25 protein-coding genes are annotated in these 19789 nt (G+C 55.1%); 13 read left to right on the forward strand and 12 right to left on the reverse strand.

The genetic code is table 11. The annotated features are described in order from the left end of the window. Window positions 1-69: 69 nt before the first annotated feature. The gene (gene syd / locus N2M06_RS05285; RefSeq protein WP_317074035.1) at window positions 70-612 is read left to right on the forward strand and encodes a SecY-interacting protein; all 543 of its coding nucleotides are present in this window, start codon (window positions 70-72) and stop codon (window positions 610-612) included. On the opposite strand, the gene N2M06_RS05290 is transcribed toward syd, so the two are convergent. The 5 genes from N2M06_RS05290 to N2M06_RS05310 form a co-directional block, all read right to left on the reverse strand. Next, entirely contained in the window at window positions 602-1375 is a 774-nt protein-coding gene (locus N2M06_RS05290) for a Zn-ribbon-containing protein (protein WP_346351833.1), read from the reverse strand. The two genes, syd and N2M06_RS05290, sit on opposite strands and share 11 nt — an antisense overlap. Then, entirely contained in the window at window positions 1375-1638 is a 264-nt protein-coding gene (locus N2M06_RS05295; protein ID WP_019933611.1) for a hypothetical protein, read from the reverse strand. Before N2M06_RS05295 ends, N2M06_RS05290 begins: the two co-directional genes overlap by 1 nt. A 14-nt stretch (window positions 1639-1652) precedes the next feature. After that, window positions 1653-1880 carry a DUF2789 domain-containing protein gene (locus N2M06_RS05300; protein WP_346351834.1) on the reverse strand — a complete coding sequence of 76 codons (228 nt, stop codon included), beginning with the start codon at window positions 1878-1880 and terminating at the stop codon, window positions 1653-1655. 95 nt (window positions 1881-1975) lie between these two features. Further along, the gene (locus tag N2M06_RS05305; protein ID WP_346351835.1) at window positions 1976-2278 is read right to left on the reverse strand and encodes a DUF3301 domain-containing protein; all 303 of its coding nucleotides are present in this window, start codon (window positions 2276-2278) and stop codon (window positions 1976-1978) included. After that, window positions 2271-3305, reverse strand: coding sequence for a DUF3549 family protein (locus tag N2M06_RS05310; RefSeq protein WP_019933614.1), 1035 nt, complete (start codon window positions 3303-3305; stop codon window positions 2271-2273). Before N2M06_RS05310 ends, N2M06_RS05305 begins: the two co-directional genes overlap by 8 nt. A gap of 89 nt (window positions 3306-3394) precedes the next feature. Here N2M06_RS05310 and N2M06_RS05315 point away from each other — a divergent pair, with 89 nt between their 5' ends. Continuing rightward, window positions 3395-3730, forward strand: coding sequence for a YqcC family protein (locus tag N2M06_RS05315; RefSeq protein ID WP_346351836.1), 336 nt, complete (start codon window positions 3395-3397; stop codon window positions 3728-3730). A 34-nt stretch (window positions 3731-3764) separates the two neighbouring features. Here the strand turns inward: N2M06_RS05315 and N2M06_RS05320 are convergent, their stop codons facing one another. After that, window positions 3765-4910 carry a transposase gene (locus N2M06_RS05320; protein ID WP_346351837.1) on the reverse strand — a complete coding sequence of 382 codons (1146 nt, stop codon included), beginning with the start codon at window positions 4908-4910 and terminating at the stop codon, window positions 3765-3767. Between the two features lie 125 nt (window positions 4911-5035). On the opposite strand from N2M06_RS05320, the gene truC reads away from it, so the two are divergent. Beyond that, window positions 5036-5758, forward strand: coding sequence for a tRNA pseudouridine(65) synthase TruC (gene truC / locus N2M06_RS05325; RefSeq protein WP_346351838.1), 723 nt, complete (start codon window positions 5036-5038; stop codon window positions 5756-5758). A 121-nt stretch (window positions 5759-5879) separates the two neighbouring features. After that, entirely contained in the window at window positions 5880-6326 is a 447-nt protein-coding gene (locus N2M06_RS05330) for a flavodoxin (RefSeq protein WP_346351839.1), read from the forward strand. A 3-nt stretch (window positions 6327-6329) separates the two neighbouring features. On the opposite strand, the gene tsaA is transcribed toward N2M06_RS05330, so the two are convergent. After that, on the reverse strand, window positions 6330-7031 hold the full coding sequence (gene tsaA, locus N2M06_RS05335; RefSeq protein WP_317074039.1) for a tRNA (N6-threonylcarbamoyladenosine(37)-N6)-methyltransferase TrmO: 702 nt from the start codon (window positions 7029-7031) through the stop codon (window positions 6330-6332). A gap of 260 nt (window positions 7032-7291) precedes the next feature. Next, entirely contained in the window at window positions 7292-7663 is a 372-nt protein-coding gene (gene rcsF, locus N2M06_RS05340) for an Rcs stress response system protein RcsF (RefSeq protein ID WP_019933619.1), read from the reverse strand. 216 nt (window positions 7664-7879) lie between these two features. Here rcsF and N2M06_RS05345 point away from each other — a divergent pair, with 216 nt between their 5' ends. The 3 genes from N2M06_RS05345 to N2M06_RS05355 all read left to right on the forward strand — a co-directional run bounded on the left by N2M06_RS05345 (window position 7880) and on the right by N2M06_RS05355 (window position 10642). Further along, window positions 7880-8677, forward strand: coding sequence for an undecaprenyl-diphosphate phosphatase (locus N2M06_RS05345; RefSeq protein ID WP_019933620.1), 798 nt, complete (start codon window positions 7880-7882; stop codon window positions 8675-8677). A gap of 106 nt (window positions 8678-8783) precedes the next feature. Continuing rightward, entirely contained in the window at window positions 8784-10139 is a 1356-nt protein-coding gene (locus tag N2M06_RS05350) for an MBL fold metallo-hydrolase (protein WP_346351840.1), read from the forward strand. A 257-nt stretch (window positions 10140-10396) separates the two neighbouring features. After that, window positions 10397-10642 (forward strand): hypothetical protein, encoded by a 246-nt coding sequence (locus tag N2M06_RS05355; protein WP_346351841.1) that lies wholly within the window; start codon window positions 10397-10399, stop codon window positions 10640-10642. A 48-nt stretch (window positions 10643-10690) separates the two neighbouring features. On the opposite strand, the gene N2M06_RS05360 is transcribed toward N2M06_RS05355, so the two are convergent. Continuing rightward, window positions 10691-11836 (reverse strand): transposase, encoded by a 1146-nt coding sequence (locus tag N2M06_RS05360; protein WP_346351842.1) that lies wholly within the window; start codon window positions 11834-11836, stop codon window positions 10691-10693. Between the two features lie 79 nt (window positions 11837-11915). After that, window positions 11916-12263, reverse strand: coding sequence for an MCP four helix bundle domain-containing protein (locus N2M06_RS05365; protein WP_346351843.1), 348 nt, complete (start codon window positions 12261-12263; stop codon window positions 11916-11918). Window positions 12264-12403: 140 nt separating this feature from the next. Here N2M06_RS05365 and N2M06_RS05370 point away from each other — a divergent pair, with 140 nt between their 5' ends. The 5 genes from N2M06_RS05370 to N2M06_RS05390 all read left to right on the forward strand — a co-directional run bounded on the left by N2M06_RS05370 (window position 12404) and on the right by N2M06_RS05390 (window position 16462). Next, window positions 12404-13108, forward strand: a complete 705-nt coding sequence (locus N2M06_RS05370) for an SIMPL domain-containing protein (RefSeq protein ID WP_019934176.1) — start codon at window positions 12404-12406, stop codon at window positions 13106-13108. A 119-nt stretch (window positions 13109-13227) separates the two neighbouring features. Continuing rightward, the gene (gene serA / locus N2M06_RS05375; protein ID WP_019934175.1) at window positions 13228-14457 is read left to right on the forward strand and encodes a phosphoglycerate dehydrogenase; all 1230 of its coding nucleotides are present in this window, start codon (window positions 13228-13230) and stop codon (window positions 14455-14457) included. A 156-nt stretch (window positions 14458-14613) separates the two neighbouring features. Further along, window positions 14614-15480 carry an acyl-CoA thioesterase II gene (gene tesB, locus N2M06_RS05380; protein ID WP_019934174.1) on the forward strand — a complete coding sequence of 289 codons (867 nt, stop codon included), beginning with the start codon at window positions 14614-14616 and terminating at the stop codon, window positions 15478-15480. After that, on the forward strand, window positions 15480-16145 hold the full coding sequence (ung, locus tag N2M06_RS05385; RefSeq protein ID WP_019934173.1) for a uracil-DNA glycosylase: 666 nt from the start codon (window positions 15480-15482) through the stop codon (window positions 16143-16145). Before tesB ends, ung begins: the two co-directional genes overlap by 1 nt. Window positions 16146-16273: 128 nt before the next feature. After that, complete coding sequence (locus N2M06_RS05390) at window positions 16274-16462, forward strand: DUF3545 family protein (RefSeq protein WP_019934172.1); 189 nt, start codon at window positions 16274-16276, stop codon at window positions 16460-16462. 63 nt (window positions 16463-16525) lie between these two features. On the opposite strand, the gene tal is transcribed toward N2M06_RS05390, so the two are convergent. Beyond that, complete coding sequence (tal, locus tag N2M06_RS05395) at window positions 16526-17479, reverse strand: transaldolase (protein WP_346351844.1); 954 nt, start codon at window positions 17477-17479, stop codon at window positions 16526-16528. Between the two features lie 126 nt (window positions 17480-17605). Here tal and N2M06_RS05400 point away from each other — a divergent pair, with 126 nt between their 5' ends. Continuing rightward, entirely contained in the window at window positions 17606-19027 is a 1422-nt protein-coding gene (locus N2M06_RS05400; RefSeq protein ID WP_346351845.1) for a sodium:alanine symporter family protein, read from the forward strand. Between the two features lie 191 nt (window positions 19028-19218). Here N2M06_RS05400 and N2M06_RS05405 read toward each other — a convergent pair whose 3' ends face one another. Then, complete coding sequence (locus tag N2M06_RS05405) at window positions 19219-19770, reverse strand: hydrolase (protein ID WP_346351846.1); 552 nt, start codon at window positions 19768-19770, stop codon at window positions 19219-19221. Window positions 19771-19789 lie beyond the last annotated feature (19 nt).

Below are 19789 nucleotides of genomic sequence, written 5' to 3' on the forward strand. Positions count from 1 at the left end.
TCAATTTCCGGTTGGTAATATGGGGCTTTAAATTTGTATACATTGTTCACCGCATTGTGAGGGTTTGCCATGCAGAATCAAGTGGTGCCGGCGCTGGCCGCTCTGTTTGAACATTATCAGCGTTGTTATGGTCAGCCGCTGGCTGAGCATGATGCCAGCGAACCCTCTCCGGCCGAGCAGTTGCCCGCGCATCAGGGTAAGGTAGCCTGGCACCCTTATGTCCGGCCCGAACCCGGTCATTTTAATAATGTTGGCCATGCACTTAACCTTACCGTGCATCCGTCATTAGCCGCCTTGTTCGGCCATTATTACGCCGGACATTTACCCTTGTGTTACAAGGGGCTGTTTATCACCCTGCTGCAGCCCTGGAATGAAGCTGATTTTGAGCGCCTGCAGCAAAACCAGATTGGCCATCAGCTTATGCAGCAAAAATTAACGCTGCCCGCCACTTGGTTTATTGCCACCTGCCGCGACGAACACCGGCTGGTTACCCTCGACAACACCACCGGAGCTGTGTTGCTGGAACGCCTTGGTAAAGGCACCATCGGCACCCTGGCCCCGAATCTCGCCACTTTCTTGCAACGGGCTGAGCCGGTGGGTCCTACGATTTAAAATCCCACGATAAATTCGATACCAGCCGGCAGGGCTCGCAGAAGAAATCAAAAATATCGTGCAGCGGGGTGTCAAGGTGCCAGTCACTGCCGCAGCCAGGGCAGGGGCGGGTTTGCTCGCTGGCCAGGCTGTCGCCGCCCACGCGATACAAATAATAAAACGTGGGCACCCTGGTTAAAAACTCAATGCGCTTGGCCAGATCCCGGCCACGGCGGCTGAGCAGGCTGGCGGGGGATGAAATTTCTTCCACCGCACCGTGCTCCAGAATGGAGCCGTTCATCTGCAGCTGATCACAGGCTTCCCAGTCTTCCTGCCATTTCAGCACCTGCTTGAAATCGCCATTGGCCACCGGCGGAATACGATAAAGCGGAATGGGCGCAAAATGCTCACCACAGCGCAGCGGTGAGCAGGTATGTAAATAACTGGTATACAGCACTTGCCACTCGGGGGAGTGGATCTCATCGGTGGTGTCCGAGTTTAAATCCGGCCCCCGTGACGTGACCTTGGGGCTGGTAAGACCGGCCCGGTGCAGCTGCTCAATGGCAAGCTCCACCTGGCGGCTGTAATTATCCGGGTGCAGGCTGTTTTGCTCCGGGCATACTACCCGGCTGGTCAGCCAGCCCTGATGAATAACAGTGGGAAATTCCCGGCCAATAATCTGGCCGTTGTAACGCAGGGCGTCCAGCAGCTGGCGAATGGCCTGCTCTGCGTCGGCCAGCTGTGTGTCCTGGTAGCAGTCAAACTGCAGCTCACATACCCACATCAGGTATTACCCTCAAGCCTGGCCAGCCGGGCTTCAAGCTGGCGCACTTTTTCTTCCAGAGCTGTCAGCCTGTCGGGCTCACTGGTAATGGGCTCCGGTGCGGTTTCCGGCAACGACTCCGGTGCCGTGCGATAGCGGTTTACCAGGCTAATGAGTTCCGCCATATTAACCGGGCCCGACAAGCGGGCCCGCACTGTGGCAGTGGTGACCGCCTTGCCTTCAGTGGCCAGGCGGTGAATAACTTCTATGATGTCTTGCGACATGACAACTCCGCTTATTACCTCAGACTTACATTCAGCTGATCAATCACTTCAGCCCAGTCGGAGTCTTGCTGCAGGCCTTCTGTTAAAAATGCCGCCTGAGCCGGACTCCAGAAAGGCGCATTCACCAGCTCAATCTCGTCCGGTAACTTATGTTGCTGCAAAAAATGCTCAATGCCCTGATGAGAGGCATCCAGCCCCAGCTGTTCAAACAACTCACTGAACGGATGAATCATATGTTCCATATTTTTCTCCTTTTTTGGCTGTCAGTTTTTCAATGACCACCACATTATCAGGCACCAGACTGAGTCTCCAATCAACACCACTGAAAGCTGACAGCTTACAGCTCTCCAAAGGAGTCTTCTCTTAGCACCGGCACCGACACCTCAACCACCTGCACGCCGGCAAGCCACACATCACCTTCATTATGCTGCACACCATCGTGGCTGAATTCAAAACGAAAATGAGCCAGCAACCGGCCCTTGCGCATACAAAACCGATAGCGATACACGCTCAGCAGCTGAAACTGCTGGCGCTTGCAGTAATGCACCAGCCAGCGGTTGGCAAACTCGCTCTGGCGGCGCATTTGCCACACCACGGCACCCAGCACAAACAGTGCCAGCAGGCCAAGCAGCTCAACCACGGCTGGCTGCAAACAAATTGCCAAACGCCTGTTTTAGTGGAGCAGGCAACTCCGGATTATGCAAATTGGCCAGGATCAGCGGGCGCAGGGCGGGCACCGACACCAGCTCGGCAAACAGACCGTTAAATAAATCGCCATGGTGCTCTGCCAGCAAAGTCAAATACTGCAAGAGCAGTGTTTCGTCGGTCAGCTCCTGCCACAGGCGGGCGGCCAGCGCAAGCAACACCGGCTGGCCAGGATTTAGCGACATCAGGCTGGACAGCTTGGCACTGCGCGCCCTGAACGGCGCACAGCCGGCGGTGGCCCGCAGCAGCAGTGCAATGCGCTCTTCATCGGGCTCGCCACGCTCCTGCTCGGCACTGATGGCGGTAATAATGTTGTTGGCCAGCGCCGCCGGCAGCGGATGATGCTCGCACTGGGTCAGCAGTGCCTGCTGCACCGGAGCCGGCAATTGCCACAGCTGCTGTTGCACCCGCCGGGCCAGCGCATCGTCCTTATGCAGCCGCGCTGCCACATCGGCCAGGCCCTGCAGTCCAAGCTGTTGCCAGTTGTGCCTGGCGGGCGCATTCAAATAATCTACCGCACCCTGATAAAACGCCGACGGCGCATGCTCCAGAGCCAAGCTCAGACGGGCATGAAACGCCGCCAGTTTGTCTTGTGGCGGCTGAAAGGTAAACGGCGTGTCAGCCAGGTTTTGCTGCTGCTCCTCGGTCAGCGGCGCATGAATATCGCCGCCCAGCTGCTCCACCAGTGCGGCCAGAAAATGCTTCACTGCGGCATTGTTAAACAGGCCACGTTCATCCAGCGGAATTTTTAAAAACCACACATAAGGCTGGCCGCCCTGCTGCTGCCAATAGCACACCGCCAGCCAGGCATGGCGCTGCAGCGGCCAGGGATAAGGGCGCTGGCCGGCCTCAATGGCGGCAAAGTCACTGTGCGCCAACGGCTGCAGGCGGCGTCCCAGGTCAAACAATCTGAATTCGGTGCCGGCCTGGGTTAAAAAATCGCTGAGAGTGTCTATTTGCATCTGAATTCTCCTGTCTGCAGCGGCGAATTATAGGGAGTGGCAGCACAGGATGGTATAATAGCGGGCTGTTTTAAAGAAGGAGTTACCCCATGTCGGCTGCGGTTCATCAGTTGTTGCTCAGCATAGAAGACGAGCTGAAAGCCCTTGAATGGTGGCAGTGTGAGCCGCCTGCGGTCTCGGCACTGCAAAGCACCCAGCCCTTTTGCCTGGATACCTTAAGCCTGCCCCAATGGCTGCAATTTGTGCTGCTGCCCAGGTTGCATCAGATGCTGCAAGCCGGCCAGCCGTTGCCCAACCGTATTGCGGTGTATCCCATGGCCACCGAATGTTTTAAGGGAGTAGATGAAAACCCGGCCCGGCTGCTGGAGGTGATTGCTCAGCTCGACGAAGCCTTAACCGGCCAGCCGGTGGAGCGCGAGGCTTGACTGCTCCCCTCCCTGAAGGAAGGGGATTCCCAATTCACTGAGAACCGGGCACGGAGACTGACCCCATGCCGCTTACATTCTCTCCAAGGGCTAACACCGCTAGACCAGCGGCTTTAATATTGATCGCGGCATTGTGGTCGCGGTTATGGTGGCCACCACATTCGGGGCAGTCCCACTCCCTGACCGACAACGGCAGCGACGACAAGGTATGCCCGCAATCCGAGCAGCGTTTGGAGCTGGGGAACCACTGGTCAATGGCGACCAGGGAGCGCCCGGCCCATTCCGCCTTGTACGCCAACTGGCGCACGAACTCGCCCCAGCCAGCATCAGCGATGGCTTTGCTGAGTTTCGGGTTGCGCATCATGTTTTTCACTTTCAGGGATTCGACGCAGATCACTTGGTTCTCGTTAATCAATCTGCGGGACAGCTTGTGCAAGTTGTCCTGTCGGCAATCGGAGATTTTAGCGTGAAGTTTCGCCACCTTCTGCCGGGCCTTGGCACGATTGGCCGAGCCGAGCTGTTTCTTGCTCAGCCGGCGCTGCGCTCTGGCCAGCCTGGCGGCGTATTTCGCAGTATGGCGGGGATTGCCGACCGGCTTACCCTGGTCGTTAACAAACAGATCTTTCAGACCCAGATCGATGCCGGTTGTGTTCGGTGTCACCGGCAGTTTACTGGGCGCGAACTCACACAAGCAGCTCACAAAGTAACGGCCTGCCGCGTCCTTGGAAACGGTGACGGTACTGGGCTCGCCGGGCAGTTCACGGCTCCAGCGAATATTCAGCGGGGTTTTGCTCTTGGCCAGGTACAACTTACCACCTCGGTATTTGAAGGCCGAGCGGGTGAATTCCGCCGACTGGCGGTGCCGCTTGCGCTTAAATACCGGGTACTTGGCGCGGCCTTCAAAGAAGTGTTTGAAGGCGGTTTGCTGGTGGCGCAGGCATTGCTGCAAGGGCACACACGACACCTCAGACAGAAACGCCAGCTCAGGATCTTTTTTGAGTTCGGTCAGTCGGGCGTTAGCACCAACGTAGCCGATTTTTTCCTGACGCAGCTCAAAAGCATCGGTACGCCAGCGTAGTATGGCGTTATAGACAAAACGCACACAGCCGAAGGTCTGAGCCAGCAGCTCAGCCTGTTCGGGAGTTGGGTAAAACCGATATTTATAAGCGCGTTTCGTCATGCGCTGAGTTTAGTAAACTACTGTATAGATAGCCAGCTTTAAAGGAGAGGCGGGAGCAGGGGCGGCTGACGCCGCCGCGCTATCCCTCCCCGCCCTGAAAGGACGGGGTTTCCCGCGCAAAATTGATGAGCATTGAGCTGATTTATGAAGACGACTGGCTGGTGGCGGTAAACAAAGAGCCGGGCCTGCTGGTGCACCGCAGCTGGCTGGATCGCCATGAAACCCGCTTTGCCATGCAGCTTACCCGTGATGCCGTGGGCTGCCATGTGTTTCCGGTGCACCGGCTGGACAGGCCCACTTCCGGCGTGCTGCTGTTTGCCAAAAACGCCGAAGTGGCGCGCACTCTTACCGAGGCCTTTGGCAGCCGGGCAATCAGCAAAACCTATCTGGCAGTGGTGCGCGGCTACCTGGAAGGCGAAGGCCGGCTCGACTATGCCCTTACCCGGGAGCTGGACGACATCGCCGACAAATTTGCCGATGCCGACAAGCCGCCACAAGACGCCATTACCCACTGGCAGGGCCTGGCCAAAGTGGAGCTGCCCTTTGCCGTCTCCAAAAAGCATCCCACCAGTCGCTACAGCCTGATGCAACTCAGCCCCGAAACCGGCCGCAAGCACCAGCTGCGCCGGCACATGGCCCATTTGCGCCACCCCATCGTCGGTGACACCAGTCATGGCGACGGCCGCCACAACCGCTTCTTTCGGGAGCAATATCAATGTGACCGGCTCATGCTGCACGCCGCCGGTTTACGCCTTAGCCACCCGGTAACCGGCAAACCATTACACATTACTGCCGCCACCGATCAGCACTGGCAGCGCCTGGCCACCGAGTTTGGGTGGAGCCTGTAGGCCCGAATTTTTCGGGCGAACTGTGCCGCATGTTGTGCCATTTGCCCAATGAATTGGGGCCTACAAATAAACCCATGGCCGTGGCATAGTGCACTGATAACTAACAACAAGGAGTGCGCTCATGGCAACAGTGGATATTATTATCGGAACGGTTTACGGCTCGGCAGTGCTGGTGGCAGAAACCCTGGAAGAAGAGCTGATAAAAGCCGGCCACACGGTAGCGCTGCACGAAGAGCCAGCGCTGGCCGAACTCGACCAGTCTCACTTCTGGCTGTTTGTTACCTCTACCACCGGGCAAGGTGATCTGCCCCCGGATCTGGTGCCCTTTTATCAGGAGCTGCGCGACACCTGTCCGCCTATCCCGAATGTGCGTTATGCCCTGGTGGCGCTGGGCGACAGCAGCTATGAGCACTTTTGCGGTGCCGGCGAACGGCTGAACGAGCAACTGCAAGAACTGCAGGCACAGGAAGTTACCGAGCACCTTAAAGTAGACGCCTCAGACACTCTGGAGCCGGAAGTGCCCGCATTGGCATGGCTTAAAGGCTGGATGGAAAAAGGAATATTGTAGGGCTTACACAGGCTCGATGGCCAACACCCGGGTAAGCTGGCCCAGCACTTCATAACGTACGTTGTAATCGTATAAACGCACGCCATATTGCCGCCAGCTCTGCTCGGCTTTTTTATAGGCCGGGCGGGGATCCTGCACTAATACTTCGGTAATAAATTCTTGCAACTCGGGCACAGCTGAGCGGGCACATGCCAACTCAGCGTCCGGTGAAAAAATCACCTCCATACCCAAATCCGGCGGAGCCGGTGCAAAGCCGCCGTGCGCACCGGGCACGGCATCGGCCCAGGGTAAATAGGGCTTAATATCTACCACGGGCGTGCCGTCTACCAGATCTACCCCGCCCAGCTCCAGCCACACTTTGTTACCGCTTTTGCACATGTCGCGCAGCTCCACCACCGACAGCCCCAGCGGATTGGGCCGAAAGGTAGAGCGGGTAGAAAACACGCCCACCCGTTCATTACCGCCAAGGCGGGGAGGGCGCACCGTGGGCTTCCAGCCTTGCTCCATGGTCTGATGAAACACAAACACCAGCCACAAATGGCTGAACTCGCCCAGGCCTCTGAATGCACTGGGGTCATTATAGGGCGGCAGCATCTCAAGCTGAGCGCGAGCACGGCTTACCAGCCCCGGCTGGCGCGGCACCGCAAACTTCTCTTTATATGGCGAGCGAATCACGCCGATGGGGTCGAGGTTAATGGTGGTCATAAATCCTCAAAAAGACAGCTGTAAGCTTTAAGCTATCAGCTGTAAGTGGTAGAGATTGTAGGCGCCACTTTAGTTGGCGCATACCGTCGGTGACGGTAACTCAGGCCTGCTTTGCAGGCCCTGCCGGCTAAAGCGGCAGCTACAAAACACGTGCAAAAAACGCAGTCATTCCGGCGAAGGCCGGAATCCATGCCACAAACAGTGCCAGGCCAACAAACACACCACAGCATCTCCAGCCAACACCACTTACAGCTGACAGCTTACAGCTCGCTCACTTTAAGCGCCTGGCCGCTGCACAGCACCTGCTCAATGCAGCCGGGCATATCGTCAAAGCGAATGCAGCTGTCCAGCAGTACGCCATTGGCCCCCATATCGGCGGCGCGGCGGCGCAGGTGGGCGCGGGCGTCAGCATCTTTGGGGGGCGGCTCGTTAGCCTCAATCTGGCAGGCCTCACCTTCCACCGTGCCCAGAGTCACATAGTTCACATCTTTCAGCTCATCACGGCCATACAGCTTAACGTTATTACCCTTGTAATAATCCTTAATGCCGGAAGGCGACACATTGCTGTCTACCGCCATATTGGCACAGCCAGACAACGCCAAAGCAACCACAGCCAAAGCAATAACACGCATGACAAATCCTTAATATCAGAATGAGTTAGATCTATTCTGCCTGAGCCGGCGGCTCGCGCAAAGCAGCAAAGTGCTGCTGAATACCCATAACCTAATCAGGAGCCTGTTTAACGGATGTTGTGTCAGTTAACATTTTCTCTTCTGATGCACTCAAGTTGTCATTATTTGGTGGTAATTTCATGGTCTTGTGATCGTTACCTTACGGGAAGAGTAACTGTGGAGATTCACGCGATTTTTTTGGCTCTGATCCAGGGTTTTACTGAGTTTTTGCCTGTTTCCAGCTCGGCGCATCTGATACTGCCGTCTGTGTTGCTGGACTGGCAGGATCAGGGCATGGCGTTTGATGTGGCGGTGCACCTGGGCAGCTTGCTGGCGGTGGTGTATTACTTTCGGGTTGAGGTAAACGCCATGGCACGCGCCTGGTTTGGGTCGTTGCGCGGTGGCCAGCGCACGGCTGAGTCGCAGCTGGCCTGGGGCATTGTGCTGGCTACCATTCCGGCCTGTGTGGTGGGGCTGTTGTTTGGTGATGCCATAGCGCTTTATTTGCGCAGCGGCTGGGTAATTGCCGCGACCACTGTGGTGTTTGGTCTTTTGCTGTGGTGGGCCGATAAAGTGGCCAAACAGCATAGAACAGAATATGAAGCCGGCTGGCGCGGTGCTTTGTTTCTGGGGTGTGCTCAGGCGCTGGCATTGGTGCCGGGCACATCGCGCAGTGGCATTACCATGACCGCCGGGTTAATGCTGGGCTTTACCCGTGAGGCAGCAGCGCGCTATTCGTTTTTAATGTCCATTCCCATTATTTTTCTGGCGGGCAGCCATCAGGCCGGTGGTTTGCTGGGCTCGGCGTCTGTTATGCCCTGGTCGGCCATTGGCATTGGTACTATGGTGTCATTTGTGAGTGCGCTGGCGTGCATCAAGCTGTTTCTGGCGTTGCTTAACCGCATTGGTGTGCTGCCATTTGTTATTTATCGTCTGGTGCTGGGTTGTGTGCTGGTGGCCGTGCTTAGTGTGTAGGGCCGGGCGGTGAGGATTCCCCATTCCCTGCTTCCTATTCCCTCAGTGGTTGCATGCGATGCCGCTGCCGGACATAAAGTCCGGCCTGTATGGGAGAGATGGTAAAATGGATATTATTCATCACGGGGCGGTGAGCGGCGTTACCGGCTCTTGCCATGAGTTGCGCGTGAATGATGCGGGCATTTTAATTGATTGCGGGCTGTTTCAGGGACTGGATGCGCGAGATGAGCTGGCCATTGATTTTGCTATTGATCATATCAAGGCGCTGGTGGTGACTCATGTGCATATAGACCACGTTGGTCGTTTGCCTTATTTGCTGGGGGCGGGCTTTGAAGGGCCCATTTATTGCTCGCAGCCGTCGGCGTTGTTGTTGCCGGCCATGCTGGAAGACGCGCTGAAAATTGGTTTTACCCGTAATAAAAAGCTGATTGATCGGGTGCTTAAGGTGCTGGAGCAGCGCTTGCGGCCGTTGCCTTATGGCCAGTGGCAGCAAATTAAAGGCTGTGATGTGCGCATTCGGCTGCAGCGGGCGGGGCATATTCTGGGCTCGGCCTATGTGGAATGTGAGGCCGCCGGCGAGCGGGTGGTGTTCAGTGGTGATTTGGGTGCGCCCCATTCGCCGCTGCTGGTGGCTCCGGTGCCGCCCGAGCGGTGCGACGTGCTGGTGCTGGAAAGCACTTATGGCGATAAAAACCATGAAAGCCGTGAACACCGCCGTCTGCGGTTAAAAGCAGCGGTAGAGCATGCGCTGGAAGACGGCGGCACCTTGCTTATTCCGGCGTTCAGCCTGGGGCGCACGCAAGATTTGCTGTATGAGCTGGAAAGCCTGATTGCCGAGTTTGGCACCGAGCAGGCGGCACCGGGCTTGCCCTGGAGCGAACTGGAAGTGGTGGTGGACTCCCCCCTGGCGGCCAACTTTACTCAGCTTTATCGCAAGCTCAAGCCATTCTGGAATGAGGAAGCACAAGCGCGCCTGAGTGAGGGCCGGCATCCGTTGTCGTTTGAGCAGTTAACCGTGATTAACTCCCATGGCGATCATTTAAATGCAGTGGGTTATCTGGCACGTTCGCACAAGCCCTGTGTGGTGCTGGCGGGCTCGGGCATGTGCTCAGGCGGGCGGGTAGTGAATTATTTAAAGGCGCTGCTCAATGATGCCCGCAACGATGTGTTGTTTGTGGGTTATCAGGCAGAAGGCACACCGGGGCGGGATATTCTGGAATATGGCCCCGATGGTGGCTGGGTGGAGCTGGATGGCGAGCGGTTTGATATTTGCGCTCAGGTGCATCAGATAAGTGGTTATTCGGCTCATGCCGGCCAGGATGATTTAATTGCCTTTGCCACCGGCATTCATCCTCCGCCACGGCAGATCAGGTTGATCCACGGTGAAGCGGAAGCGAAAGCGGTGTTGCAGGCAAGGCTGGGGGAGTTGCTGCCGGACACAAACATAGTGATTGGGGAGTAGGGTCACTCTGGCTCCTCTTGTGTCACTCTGGCGAAGGCCAGAGTCCATGGCATGGTGCACCATCGGTTAGCCCAGCGCCGTCTGACAAATGGATTCCGGGTCAAGCCCGGAATGACGGCAGGGTCACTCTGTACTGAATCAAGTTCAGCATGACGGGCCAGAGTCTATGGCATGGTGCACCATCGGTTAGCACAGCGCTGGCTGACAGATGGATTCCGGGTCAAGCCCGGAATGACGGCAGGGTTACTCTGTACTGCATGATGCATGGTGCTGTTGGCTTCTTCAGAAGACTCGGCAGCGCGGCGCTGATGGTAGCCGGCAATGTCGCTGAGCGCGGTGCTTACCGCTATGCCCAGCTCATTAAAACCCTGATGACGAAAGAAATCTGCCTGTTCCAGCTGGTTGCGTTCTATCATGCCCACCAGTTGGCGGTGGCGTTGATCATACGCTGCTTTGGCATTTTCCAGCCGGGTTTGCAGCGCTTTGCCTTCGTCTGTGGTTAAGAAGCTCTGCTTGACTGCTCCCCTCCCTGAAGGAAGGGGATTCCCAATTCACTGAGAACCGGGCACGGAGACTGACCCCATGCCGCTTACATTCTCTCCAAGGGCTAACACCGCTAGACCAGCGGCTTTAATATTGATCGCGGCATTGTGGTCGCGGTTATGGTGGCCACCACATTCGGGGCAGTCCCACTCCCTGACCGACAACGGCAGCGACGACAAGGTATGCCCGCAATCCGAGCAGCGTTTGGAGCTGGGGAACCACTGGTCAATGGCGACCAGGGAGCGCCCGGCCCATTCCGCCTTGTACGCCAACTGGCGCACGAACTCGCCCCAGCCAGCATCAGCGATGGCTTTGCTGAGTTTCGGGTTGCGCATCATGTTTTTCACTTTCAGGGATTCGACGCAGATCACTTGGTTCTCGTTAATCAATCTGCGGGACAGCTTGTGCAAGTTGTCCTGTCGGCAATCGGAGATTTTAGCGTGAAGTTTCGCCACCTTCTGCCGGGCCTTGGCACGATTGGCCGAGCCGAGCTGTTTCTTGCTCAGCCGGCGCTGCGCTCTGGCCAGCCTGGCGGCGTATTTCGCAGTATGGCGGGGATTGCCGACCGGCTTACCCTGGTCGTTAACAAACAGATCTTTCAGACCCAGATCGATGCCGGTTGTGTTCGGTGTCACCGGCAGTTTACTGGGCGCGAACTCACACAAGCAGCTCACAAAGTAACGGCCTGCCGCGTCCTTGGAAACGGTGACGGTACTGGGCTCGCCGGGCAGTTCACGGCTCCAGCGAATATTCAGCGGGGTTTTGCTCTTGGCCAGGTACAGCTTGCCGTCCCGGTATTTGAAGGCCGAGCGGGTGAACTCCGCCGACTGGCGGTGCCGCTTGTGCTTAAATACCGGATATTTGGCACGGCCTTCAAAGAAATTTTTGAAGGCGGTTTGCTGGTGGCGCAAGCATTGCTGCAAGGGCACACACGACACCTCAGACAGAAACGCCAGCTCAGGATCTTTTTTGAGTTCGGTCAGTCGGGCGTTAGCGCCAACGTAGCCGATTTTTTCCTGACGCAGCTCAAAAGCATCGTTACGCCAGCGCAGTATGGCGTTATAGACAAAACGCACACAACCGAAGGTCTGAGCCAACAGCTCAATTTGTTCGAGGGTCGGGTAAAACCGATATTTATAAGCGCGTTTCGTCATGCGCTTAGTTTAGTAAACCACTGTATAGATAGCCAGTTTAAAAGGAGGAGCGGGAACAGGGGCGGCTGACGCCGCCGTGCTATCCCTCCCCGCCCTGAAAGGACGGGGTTTCCCGCGCAAAATTGATGATTTGCAGTTCATTATTAAATTCGGTACCCAGCTGTTCAAGGCGGGTCAGTGCCTGGCGGCGGCTTTGGTCACTTTGCGGGTAGATAGCATTGACAGTGTACAGCCGGATCAGCAAAAAATCCTGGCGCAGCTTGCCGACATTGTTGGTAGCAGGAATACGTTTGTAGGTAAGCCCGGAAACCAGGTTGTCGATGTTTTTCAGCTGAAAAATGGCCATTAAGCCAATAATGAGGGTAATAAGGCCAAGCGTGCCAAAGGCAATGGCAGAGCGGGGGGCTATCTTTATTGTTCGTAGCATACAGCGTTGCTTGTCTTTGCAACAGCGCAAAAAATCAGCCGCAGATTAAACTCGTTTCCGATGTCTGATGCAACAAGACTCACTGATCAATTGGCTCTCGGTGTATAGTGGCTACGAGTAACCATCTGCGGAGAGTGATTATGCGTAAATTTGTACGTCCTGCCTTCTATAGCTTGCCTTTGTTATTCAGCTCAGCCAGTTTTGCCATTGCCGTGCCCGATGCGCCGCATTTGGTTACGGAAGGTCAGGCCAGCATCAGTGTGGTACCGGACATGGCCACCCTGACGTTTAAAGTAACCGCATTAAAGGACGACAGCAGTGAGGCCAAAACCGAAGCAGACACTCGTGTGGCTGCCTTGTTCAGTGGTCTGAACGGTCTGGGTATCAAAAAAGCCGATATTGACAGCGGCAATCTGCTTACCCGGCCCGATTATCACTATCCTGAAAACGGCAAACGTGAGCTGAACGGTTACGTTGCTGAGCGCCATGTCACGGTAAGGTTGTATCAGCTGGATACCCTCAGTCAGGTAATTGATACTGTACTGAAGCAGGGCATACAAAATGTTCAGAATATTGCTTATGGTGTGCGTGAAGCTGACGGCTATCAGCAAAAAGCCCGGCAAGCAGCCATCAAGCGTGCTACCGAGCTTGCCACCGAGCTTGCCACCGGCTTTGATGAGAGCCTGGGCGATATTTATGCCATTGAATACACCGAGTCGTCGCCTGTGCATCCGCGTCCTCTGGGCATGGCTAAAATGATGGCCGCAGATGCGCCTGTCGAGAGCTATCAGCAAAACGAGATAGAGTTTACCGACAGAGTTCAGGTGGTTTATACCCTTAAGTAATTCTTAAAAAAAAATTTATAAGTTAAAAAAACGTGACTTTGATGGCAAAAATTCCCTAAAGTCGATGTTTTTGGTACTTTATGAAAAACCCTAACGCAGTAGTCATAAAGGACCCAGTAATGGCCAACTATTCTCTAGATAAAGATAAAATCAAAATTTTGTTGCTCGAAGGTGTGCACCAGGGCACGGTGGATTCTTTTAAAGCCGCTGGCTACAACAATATTGATTATCTGAAAACGTCTCTGGCCGAAGATGAGCTGAAAGAGCGCATTAAAGATGCGCATTTTGTGGGCCTGCGCTCCCGCACTCAACTGACTGAGTCTGTGCTGGATGCCGCTGAGAAGCTGGTTGCCATTGGGTGTTTTTGCATTGGCACTAACCAGGTTAACCTGGATGCGGCCCAGGTGCGCGGCATTCCCGTGTTTAATGCGCCTTTCTCCAACACCCGCAGTGTGGCTGAACTGGTGCTGGGCGAGCTGTTGTTGCTGCTGCGGGGTATTCCGGAGCGCAACGCCAAGGCCCATCGTGGTGAGTGGCAAAAAACCGCGACCGGCTCTTTTGAGGCGCGTGGCAAAAAGCTGGGCATTATCGGTTATGGCCACATTGGGACTCAGCTTGGCATTATTGCTGAAGGCATCGGCATGCAGGTGTATTACTACGACATTGAAAACAAGCTGTCGCTGGGTAATGCGATTCAGGTGGGCAGCCTGAAAGAGCTGCTTGGCATGGCGGATGTGGTGTCCTTGCATGTGCCGGAAACCGCGCAAACCAAGAACATGCTTGGTGCTGAAGAAATTGCGATGATGAAACCGGGAACCATTCTGATTAATGCCTCACGAGGCACAGTGGTCGACATTGATGCGCTGGCTTCTGCGCTGGCTTCCGGGCACATTGCCGGTGCCGCCATTGATGTATTCCCGGTTGAACCCAAGTCTAATGACGAAGAGTTTGTGTCTCCGCTACGAGAGTTTGATAACGTGATCCTGACGCCGCATATTGGCGGCTCTACTCAGGAAGCGCAGGAAAACATTGGTTATGAAGTAGCCGGCAAGCTGATTAAATATTCCGATAACGGCTCTACGCTGTCTGCTGTGAACTTCCCTGAAGTGTCTTTGCCCAGCCATGCCGGAACCAGCCGTTTGCTGCACATTCACCATAACAAGCCGGGCATTCTGAGCCAGATTGCGCAGGCCTTTGCGGGTGATGACATCAATATTGCCGCACAATATCTGCAAACGTCGCCGAAAATTGGTTATGTGGTGATTGATGTGGAAACCGCCCAAAGCGAGCAGGCTCTGGCCAAGCTGAAGGCCATTGATGGCACCATTCGTGCCCGTATTCTGCATTAATTGCCGGCATATCCGGTTATCATAAAGGGGCGAAAGCCCCTTTTTTAATGGTAAGATTTTGCGAATGAGCGAAGCGACTTCCAACATTTGCGTTGCTGACAGAACAAACGCCGGCCTGCGCCGAAGTGACGGGGTTATATTCAACGGGATAACAATATGAGCAAAGCACTGGATGATTTATTAACCTTGCTGGCCCTGGAGCCGCTGGATGATGGCCTTTACCGCGGCCAGAGCACAGATCTTGGCTTTGGTGCCGTGTTTGGCGGCCAGGTCATGGGGCAGGCGCTGGCAGCGGCTAAATATACGCTGCAGCCGGAGCGACCGGTGCACTCTTTCCACTCTTATTTTTTACGCCCGGGCGATGTTAACAAGCCCATTATCTACGATGTAGAAAACATCCGTGATGGCAAAACTACCTCCACCCGCCGGGTGCAGGCGCTGCAATATGGTAAGCCTATTTTTTATATGACGGCCTCGTTTCAGCAGCCGGCAGCCGGGTTTGAGCATCAGTCGCTTATGCCTGAGGTGCCGGGGCCGGAAGAGTTAACCCCTGAAAGCGAACGGCTGGCGGCGCTGGCCGACAAGGTGCCGGCCAAGCTGCGTAAAAAGCTGCTGGCAGAAAATCCTATCGATATGCGTCAGGTGAACTATGTGGATCCGATGAAGCCGGAAAAAGCCGAGCCGCTGCGCTATATCTGGCTGAAGGCCAATGGCGAGTTACCCGACGATCCCCGCATTCATAAATATCTGCTGACCTATGCCGCTGATTTTAACTTTTTGCCCACGGCACTGATGCCCCATGGTCATTCGTTCTGGGAGCCGCAGCTGCAGGTGGCTACCATTGACCATTCCATGTGGTTTCATGACAACTTTCGGTTTGATGACTGGATCTTGTATGTCATGGAAAGCCCGCGCAGCATTGCCGGTCGAGGCCTGGTACAGGGGCACTTTTACAGCCGCGATGGTCGTCTGGTGGCCACGGCCATGCAGGAAGGGCTTATTCGTCCGCGGGGAGGTCAGTGATGGCTGTTTCCTGGCATGATGTGCTTGGCCCGGAAAAGCAACAGCCTTATTTTATTGAGGCCATAAATGCAGTAGATGCGGCCCGGGCTGCCGGTAAGCAGGTGTTTCCGCCCAGAAAGGATATGTTCCGGGCGCTTGAGCTGACACCGCTGGAGCATGTGAAAGTAGTGATGCTGGGGCAGGATCCCTATCACGGGCCGGGCCAGGCTCATGGTTTGTGTTTTTCGGTGCGCCCCGGTGTTAAGGTACCGCCTTCTTTGCGCAATATGTATAAAGAGCTGGAAACGGATATTCCCGGCTTTGTCGCGCCCGATCATGGTTTTCTTGAGCCGTGGGCGCAGCAGGGGGTGCTAATGCTGAATACGGTATTGACCGTAGAGCAGGGCAAGGCACATTCTCATGCTGGTTTTGGCTGGGAGATCTTTACTGACAAAGTGATTCAGGCAGTCAATGAGCATTGTGAGGGAGTGGTGTTTTTGCTGTGGGGCAGTCATGCCCAGAAAAAGGGCCGGCATATTAACCGGGAGCGTCATCATGTATTAAGCGGCCCGCATCCCAGCCCCTTGTCTGCCTACCGTGGTTTTTTTGGCTGCCGGCATTTTTCGCAAGCCAACCAGTTGCTGCAAAACGACGGCAAAACGCCTGTTAACTGGCAACTTGATTAATATATGCAGGTGTTTTTTCTTTTTTGCGTTGCAGCTTAATAATTTTGCAATAACAAAGTTCTACTTTATAACCTCTTGTGATATATCAATAGCCGACTGCAACTGATAACCAACAGGAGGGAGCTCACATGGAGAGGTCAAGCTTCGATCAGGACTTTGTAGTTGAACGGGCACCCCGTACACCACGGGAACCGGCAAAAAAGCGCAAGTGGCGGGAAATTGAAGCCATTATGGATAAAAAGCGTTTGCAGGAAGAGCTTCAGGATCTGGATTGCACCCTCGAACTTGAGGCGCTGCCCGAAGAGCTGGAGCTTTAAGAGCACAAAATAATCAAGGCGTCGCAAGACGCCTTTTTTATTCTGTTAAATCGTGGACGAATGTCAGATCATCGCCTTCAGCATGTCTTCCAGCTTGCCCTGATCCACGGCGAAGTTGCGAATGCCTTCGGCCAGTTTCTCGGTGGCCATGGCGTCCTGGTTTTGCTCCCAGCGGAATTCGGCTTCGGTCATGGGGGCGGGGCGTTCTTTATTGGCTCCGGTGTCTTTCAGCTTGGCTGTCACTGTTACGCTGGCATTGTTCAGCTCTTCCAGCAGGTCGGGGCCAATGGTGAGGCGATCGCAGCCGGCCAGCTCAATGATTTCGCCGGTATTACGGAAGCTGGCTCCCATGACGACTGTGCTATAGCCGTGGGTTTTGTAGTAGTTATAAATGCGGGTAACAGACTGTACGCCGGGATCTTCCTCTGCAGTGTAGTCTTTCTTGTCGGTGTTGTTTTTATACCAGTCGAGAATACGACCCACAAAAGGAGAGATCAGGTACGCGCCGGCTTCGGCACAGGCACGGGCCTGAGCAAAGCTGAACAGCAGCGTCAGGTTACAGTTAATACCTTCTTTTTCAAGCACTTCAGCAGCACGAATGCCTTCCCAGGTAGACGCCAGTTTGATCAGAATACGCTCTTTACTGATACCGGCATCGGCATAGAGGGCAACAAGGCGGCGGGCCTTGGCAATGCTGGCTTCGGTGTCGAACGACAAGCGAGCGTCTACTTCGGTGGAGATGCGGCCGGGAATAATGTTCAGAATTTCACAGCCAATGTTTACCGCCAGCTTGTCGGAGGCGTCAGTCAGCTGTTGCGCCGGGTTGTCGCTTTGTGCCTTGGCCCAGGCCACGGCATCTTCCAGCAGCGGGCGATATTCCGGAATTTGGGCGGCTTTCAGAATGAGCGACGGGTTGGTGGTGGCGTCTTCAGGCTGATATTTGCGAATGGCTTCAATGTCGCCGGTGTCGGCTACCACTGTGGTGAGCTTGCGCAGTTGAGTAAGAGAATTGGCCATGAACGGGTCCTGTGGGTGTGTGTTAGCGCTATATTCTAGTTTTATCAGCCACAAAAGTCATTTATCGCCATGCGGGCGTGTGTGTTACATTGCGCCGCTTCATATGGGACTAACGCAGAGGTGTTCATGGATTCTGTTATTGCTTTTATCAACAATCTGCTGTGGGGATCCGTGCTGATCTACCTGCTGCTGGGTGTGGGGGTATTTTTTACCTTTCGTTTAGGTTTTATTCAATTTCGTCACTTTGGCCATATGTTCTCGGTGCTGAAGCACAGCCGTCAGTCCGATGCAGCGGGCATTTCATCGTTTCAGGCATTGTGCACCAGTCTGGCGGCCCGGGTGGGCACCGGCAACCTGGCCGGGGTGGCGGTAGCGCTTTATCTGGGTGGGCCCGGCGCCATTTTCTGGATGTGGCTGATTGCTCTGATTGGCATGGCTACTGCCTTTGCCGAAAGCGCACTGGCTCAGCTTTATAAGGTAAAAGATGACGAGGGCAACTACCGGGGCGGGCCGGCCTATTATATGGAACGGGGCTTGGGCATGCGCTGGATGGGCGTGCTGTTTGCTATTTTTCTGATTATTGCCTTTGGTCTGGTGTTCAACGCGGTGCAGGCCAATTCCATCAGTGCTGCCATGCAGGTGGCCTTTAATGTGCCCGAGTGGGCTTCCGGCATGGTGCTGGTAGTGCTGGCGGGGCTGATTATTTTTGGTGGTTTGCGCACCATTGCGCGCTTTGCAGAGCTGGTAGTGCCGGTGATGGCGCTGGCGTATTTGCTGATTGCGCTGGTGGTGGTGGCCATGAACATCAGCGAGCTGCCCAGTGTGCTGTCGTTAATAGTGAAATCAGCTTTTGGTCTGGAGCAGGCCGGTGGTGGTGCCATGGGCTATGCCATTTCTCAGGCACTGATCAATGGTATTAAACGCGGTTTGTTCTCTAACGAGGCAGGCATGGGCTCGGCACCCAACGCGGCAGCCTCGGCTACCCCTTATCCGCCCCATCCGGCGTCTCAGGGCTATGTGCAAATGCTGGGTGTGTTTGCTGATACTCTTGTGATCTGTACCTGTACCGCGTCTATTATTCTGCTGTCGGGTCAGTTTGAACCAGGCTCTGGTGTGACCGGCATTGAGCTGACACAGAAAGCGCTGTCGAGCGAGGTGGGTGAGTGGGGCAATATCTTTATTGCCATTGCCATTTTGTTTTTTGCCTTTACCAGCATAGTGGCCAACTATGCCTACGCCGAGAACAACCTGGTGTTTCTGGAGCACAACCACGAAGGCGGCCTGCTGGTGTTCCGGCTGTTTGTGCTGGGCATGGTGATGTTTGGCTCTGTGGGTGAGCTGCCTATTATCTGGGCCATGGCCGATACCTCCATGGGCATGATGGCACTGATTAACCTGGTGGCTATCTTGCTGCTGTCGGGTGTGGTAGTGAAACTTGCCAAAGATTATAACAACCAGCGCAAGCTGGGCCGGCTGCCCACCTTTGATGTGACCAAATATCCCGAGCTGAAAAGCCAGCTGGAAGAAGGGATCTGGGACAAGAAGTAATATTGGGGAAGGTTGGCAATGAGCGCAGCGAATTTCAACATGAAGCCGGCTGCGGAATGTTGCTACGGCCTTCCCATGTGCTCCGGCCTCCGGGCCGGAGCCATCCAGCAGCCATACACTGTTTACAGGTACAGCTCAGAACCTGCAATTTTTGCCACTTACAGCTGACAGCTTATGGCTCCCCGAAGGGGTCAGGGCTGGTCGCCGACCAAAAACTGTTTGCTGATGGTTTTAAAGGTGTCGGTGCCGGCTTGTTGCATCAGTTCGAACACCACCATTTCACGGCTGACAATCTGGGCACCGGCGTTGCGCATACGCTCCAGACCCAGCTGACGATTTTCTTCAGTACGGCTGCCTACCACATCGGCTACTACAAAGACGTTTTTGCCGTTTTGCAGCAGATCGAGCACGGTTTGCAGCACGCACACATGGGTTTCCATGCCGCACACAATGATCTGACTGCGGTTTTGCCATTCTCTGGGCAGACAGCCGCCGGCCACCGCAGAAAAATGCACTTTGGTGGAAACCGCCGGGCGCTCGACCAGACTGGTGAGCGTGGGCAGAGTATGGCCCAGGCCACGGGGGTATTGTTCGGTGAACAGGGTGGGAATATTCAGTATTTGACAGGCCTGTATCAGCCAGCTGGCCCGGGCGGCCAGCTGGTCACCCTGATGAATGGCAGGGACCAGTTTTTCCTGAATATCAACGACCAGCAAAGCGGCCTTTTCGGGTTGCATCAGCATGAATGCCTCCTTTTTGTAA

The sequence above is a fragment of the Oceanimonas sp. AH20CE76 genome, assembly GCF_039654065.1.
GTDB lineage: Bacteria > Pseudomonadota > Gammaproteobacteria > Enterobacterales > Aeromonadaceae > Oceanimonas > Oceanimonas smirnovii.

Coding starts and splice junctions, on each gene's coding strand:
- syd (WP_317074035.1), top strand. CDS start 70: ATGCAGAATCAAGTGGTGCCGGCGCTGGCCGCTCTGTTTGAACATTAT.
- N2M06_RS05290 (WP_346351833.1), bottom strand. CDS start 1,375: ATGTGGGTATGTGAGCTGCAGTTTGACTGCTACCAGGACACACAGCTG.
- N2M06_RS05295 (WP_019933611.1), bottom strand. CDS start 1,638: ATGTCGCAAGACATCATAGAAGTTATTCACCGCCTGGCCACTGAAGGC.
- N2M06_RS05300 (WP_346351834.1), bottom strand. CDS start 1,880: ATGGAACATATGATTCATCCGTTCAGTGAGTTGTTTGAACAGCTGGGG.
- N2M06_RS05310 (WP_019933614.1), bottom strand. CDS start 3,305: ATGCAAATAGACACTCTCAGCGATTTTTTAACCCAGGCCGGCACCGAA.
- N2M06_RS05315 (WP_346351836.1), top strand. CDS start 3,395: ATGTCGGCTGCGGTTCATCAGTTGTTGCTCAGCATAGAAGACGAGCTG.
- N2M06_RS05320 (WP_346351837.1), bottom strand. CDS start 4,910: ATGACGAAACGCGCTTATAAATATCGGTTTTACCCAACTCCCGAACAG.
- truC (WP_346351838.1), top strand. CDS start 5,036: ATGAGCATTGAGCTGATTTATGAAGACGACTGGCTGGTGGCGGTAAAC.
- N2M06_RS05330 (WP_346351839.1), top strand. CDS start 5,880: ATGGCAACAGTGGATATTATTATCGGAACGGTTTACGGCTCGGCAGTG.
- tsaA (WP_317074039.1), bottom strand. CDS start 7,031: ATGACCACCATTAACCTCGACCCCATCGGCGTGATTCGCTCGCCATAT.
- rcsF (WP_019933619.1), bottom strand. CDS start 7,663: ATGCGTGTTATTGCTTTGGCTGTGGTTGCTTTGGCGTTGTCTGGCTGT.
- N2M06_RS05350 (WP_346351840.1), top strand. CDS start 8,784: ATGGATATTATTCATCACGGGGCGGTGAGCGGCGTTACCGGCTCTTGC.
- N2M06_RS05355 (WP_346351841.1), top strand. CDS start 10,397: ATGATGCATGGTGCTGTTGGCTTCTTCAGAAGACTCGGCAGCGCGGCG.
- N2M06_RS05360 (WP_346351842.1), bottom strand. CDS start 11,836: ATGACGAAACGCGCTTATAAATATCGGTTTTACCCGACCCTCGAACAA.
- N2M06_RS05365 (WP_346351843.1), bottom strand. CDS start 12,263: ATGCTACGAACAATAAAGATAGCCCCCCGCTCTGCCATTGCCTTTGGC.
- N2M06_RS05370 (WP_019934176.1), top strand. CDS start 12,404: ATGCGTAAATTTGTACGTCCTGCCTTCTATAGCTTGCCTTTGTTATTC.
- serA (WP_019934175.1), top strand. CDS start 13,228: ATGGCCAACTATTCTCTAGATAAAGATAAAATCAAAATTTTGTTGCTC.
- tesB (WP_019934174.1), top strand. CDS start 14,614: ATGAGCAAAGCACTGGATGATTTATTAACCTTGCTGGCCCTGGAGCCG.
- ung (WP_019934173.1), top strand. CDS start 15,480: ATGGCTGTTTCCTGGCATGATGTGCTTGGCCCGGAAAAGCAACAGCCT.
- N2M06_RS05390 (WP_019934172.1), top strand. CDS start 16,274: ATGGAGAGGTCAAGCTTCGATCAGGACTTTGTAGTTGAACGGGCACCC.
- tal (WP_346351844.1), bottom strand. CDS start 17,479: ATGGCCAATTCTCTTACTCAACTGCGCAAGCTCACCACAGTGGTAGCC.
- N2M06_RS05400 (WP_346351845.1), top strand. CDS start 17,606: ATGGATTCTGTTATTGCTTTTATCAACAATCTGCTGTGGGGATCCGTG.
- N2M06_RS05405 (WP_346351846.1), bottom strand. CDS start 19,770: ATGCTGATGCAACCCGAAAAGGCCGCTTTGCTGGTCGTTGATATTCAG.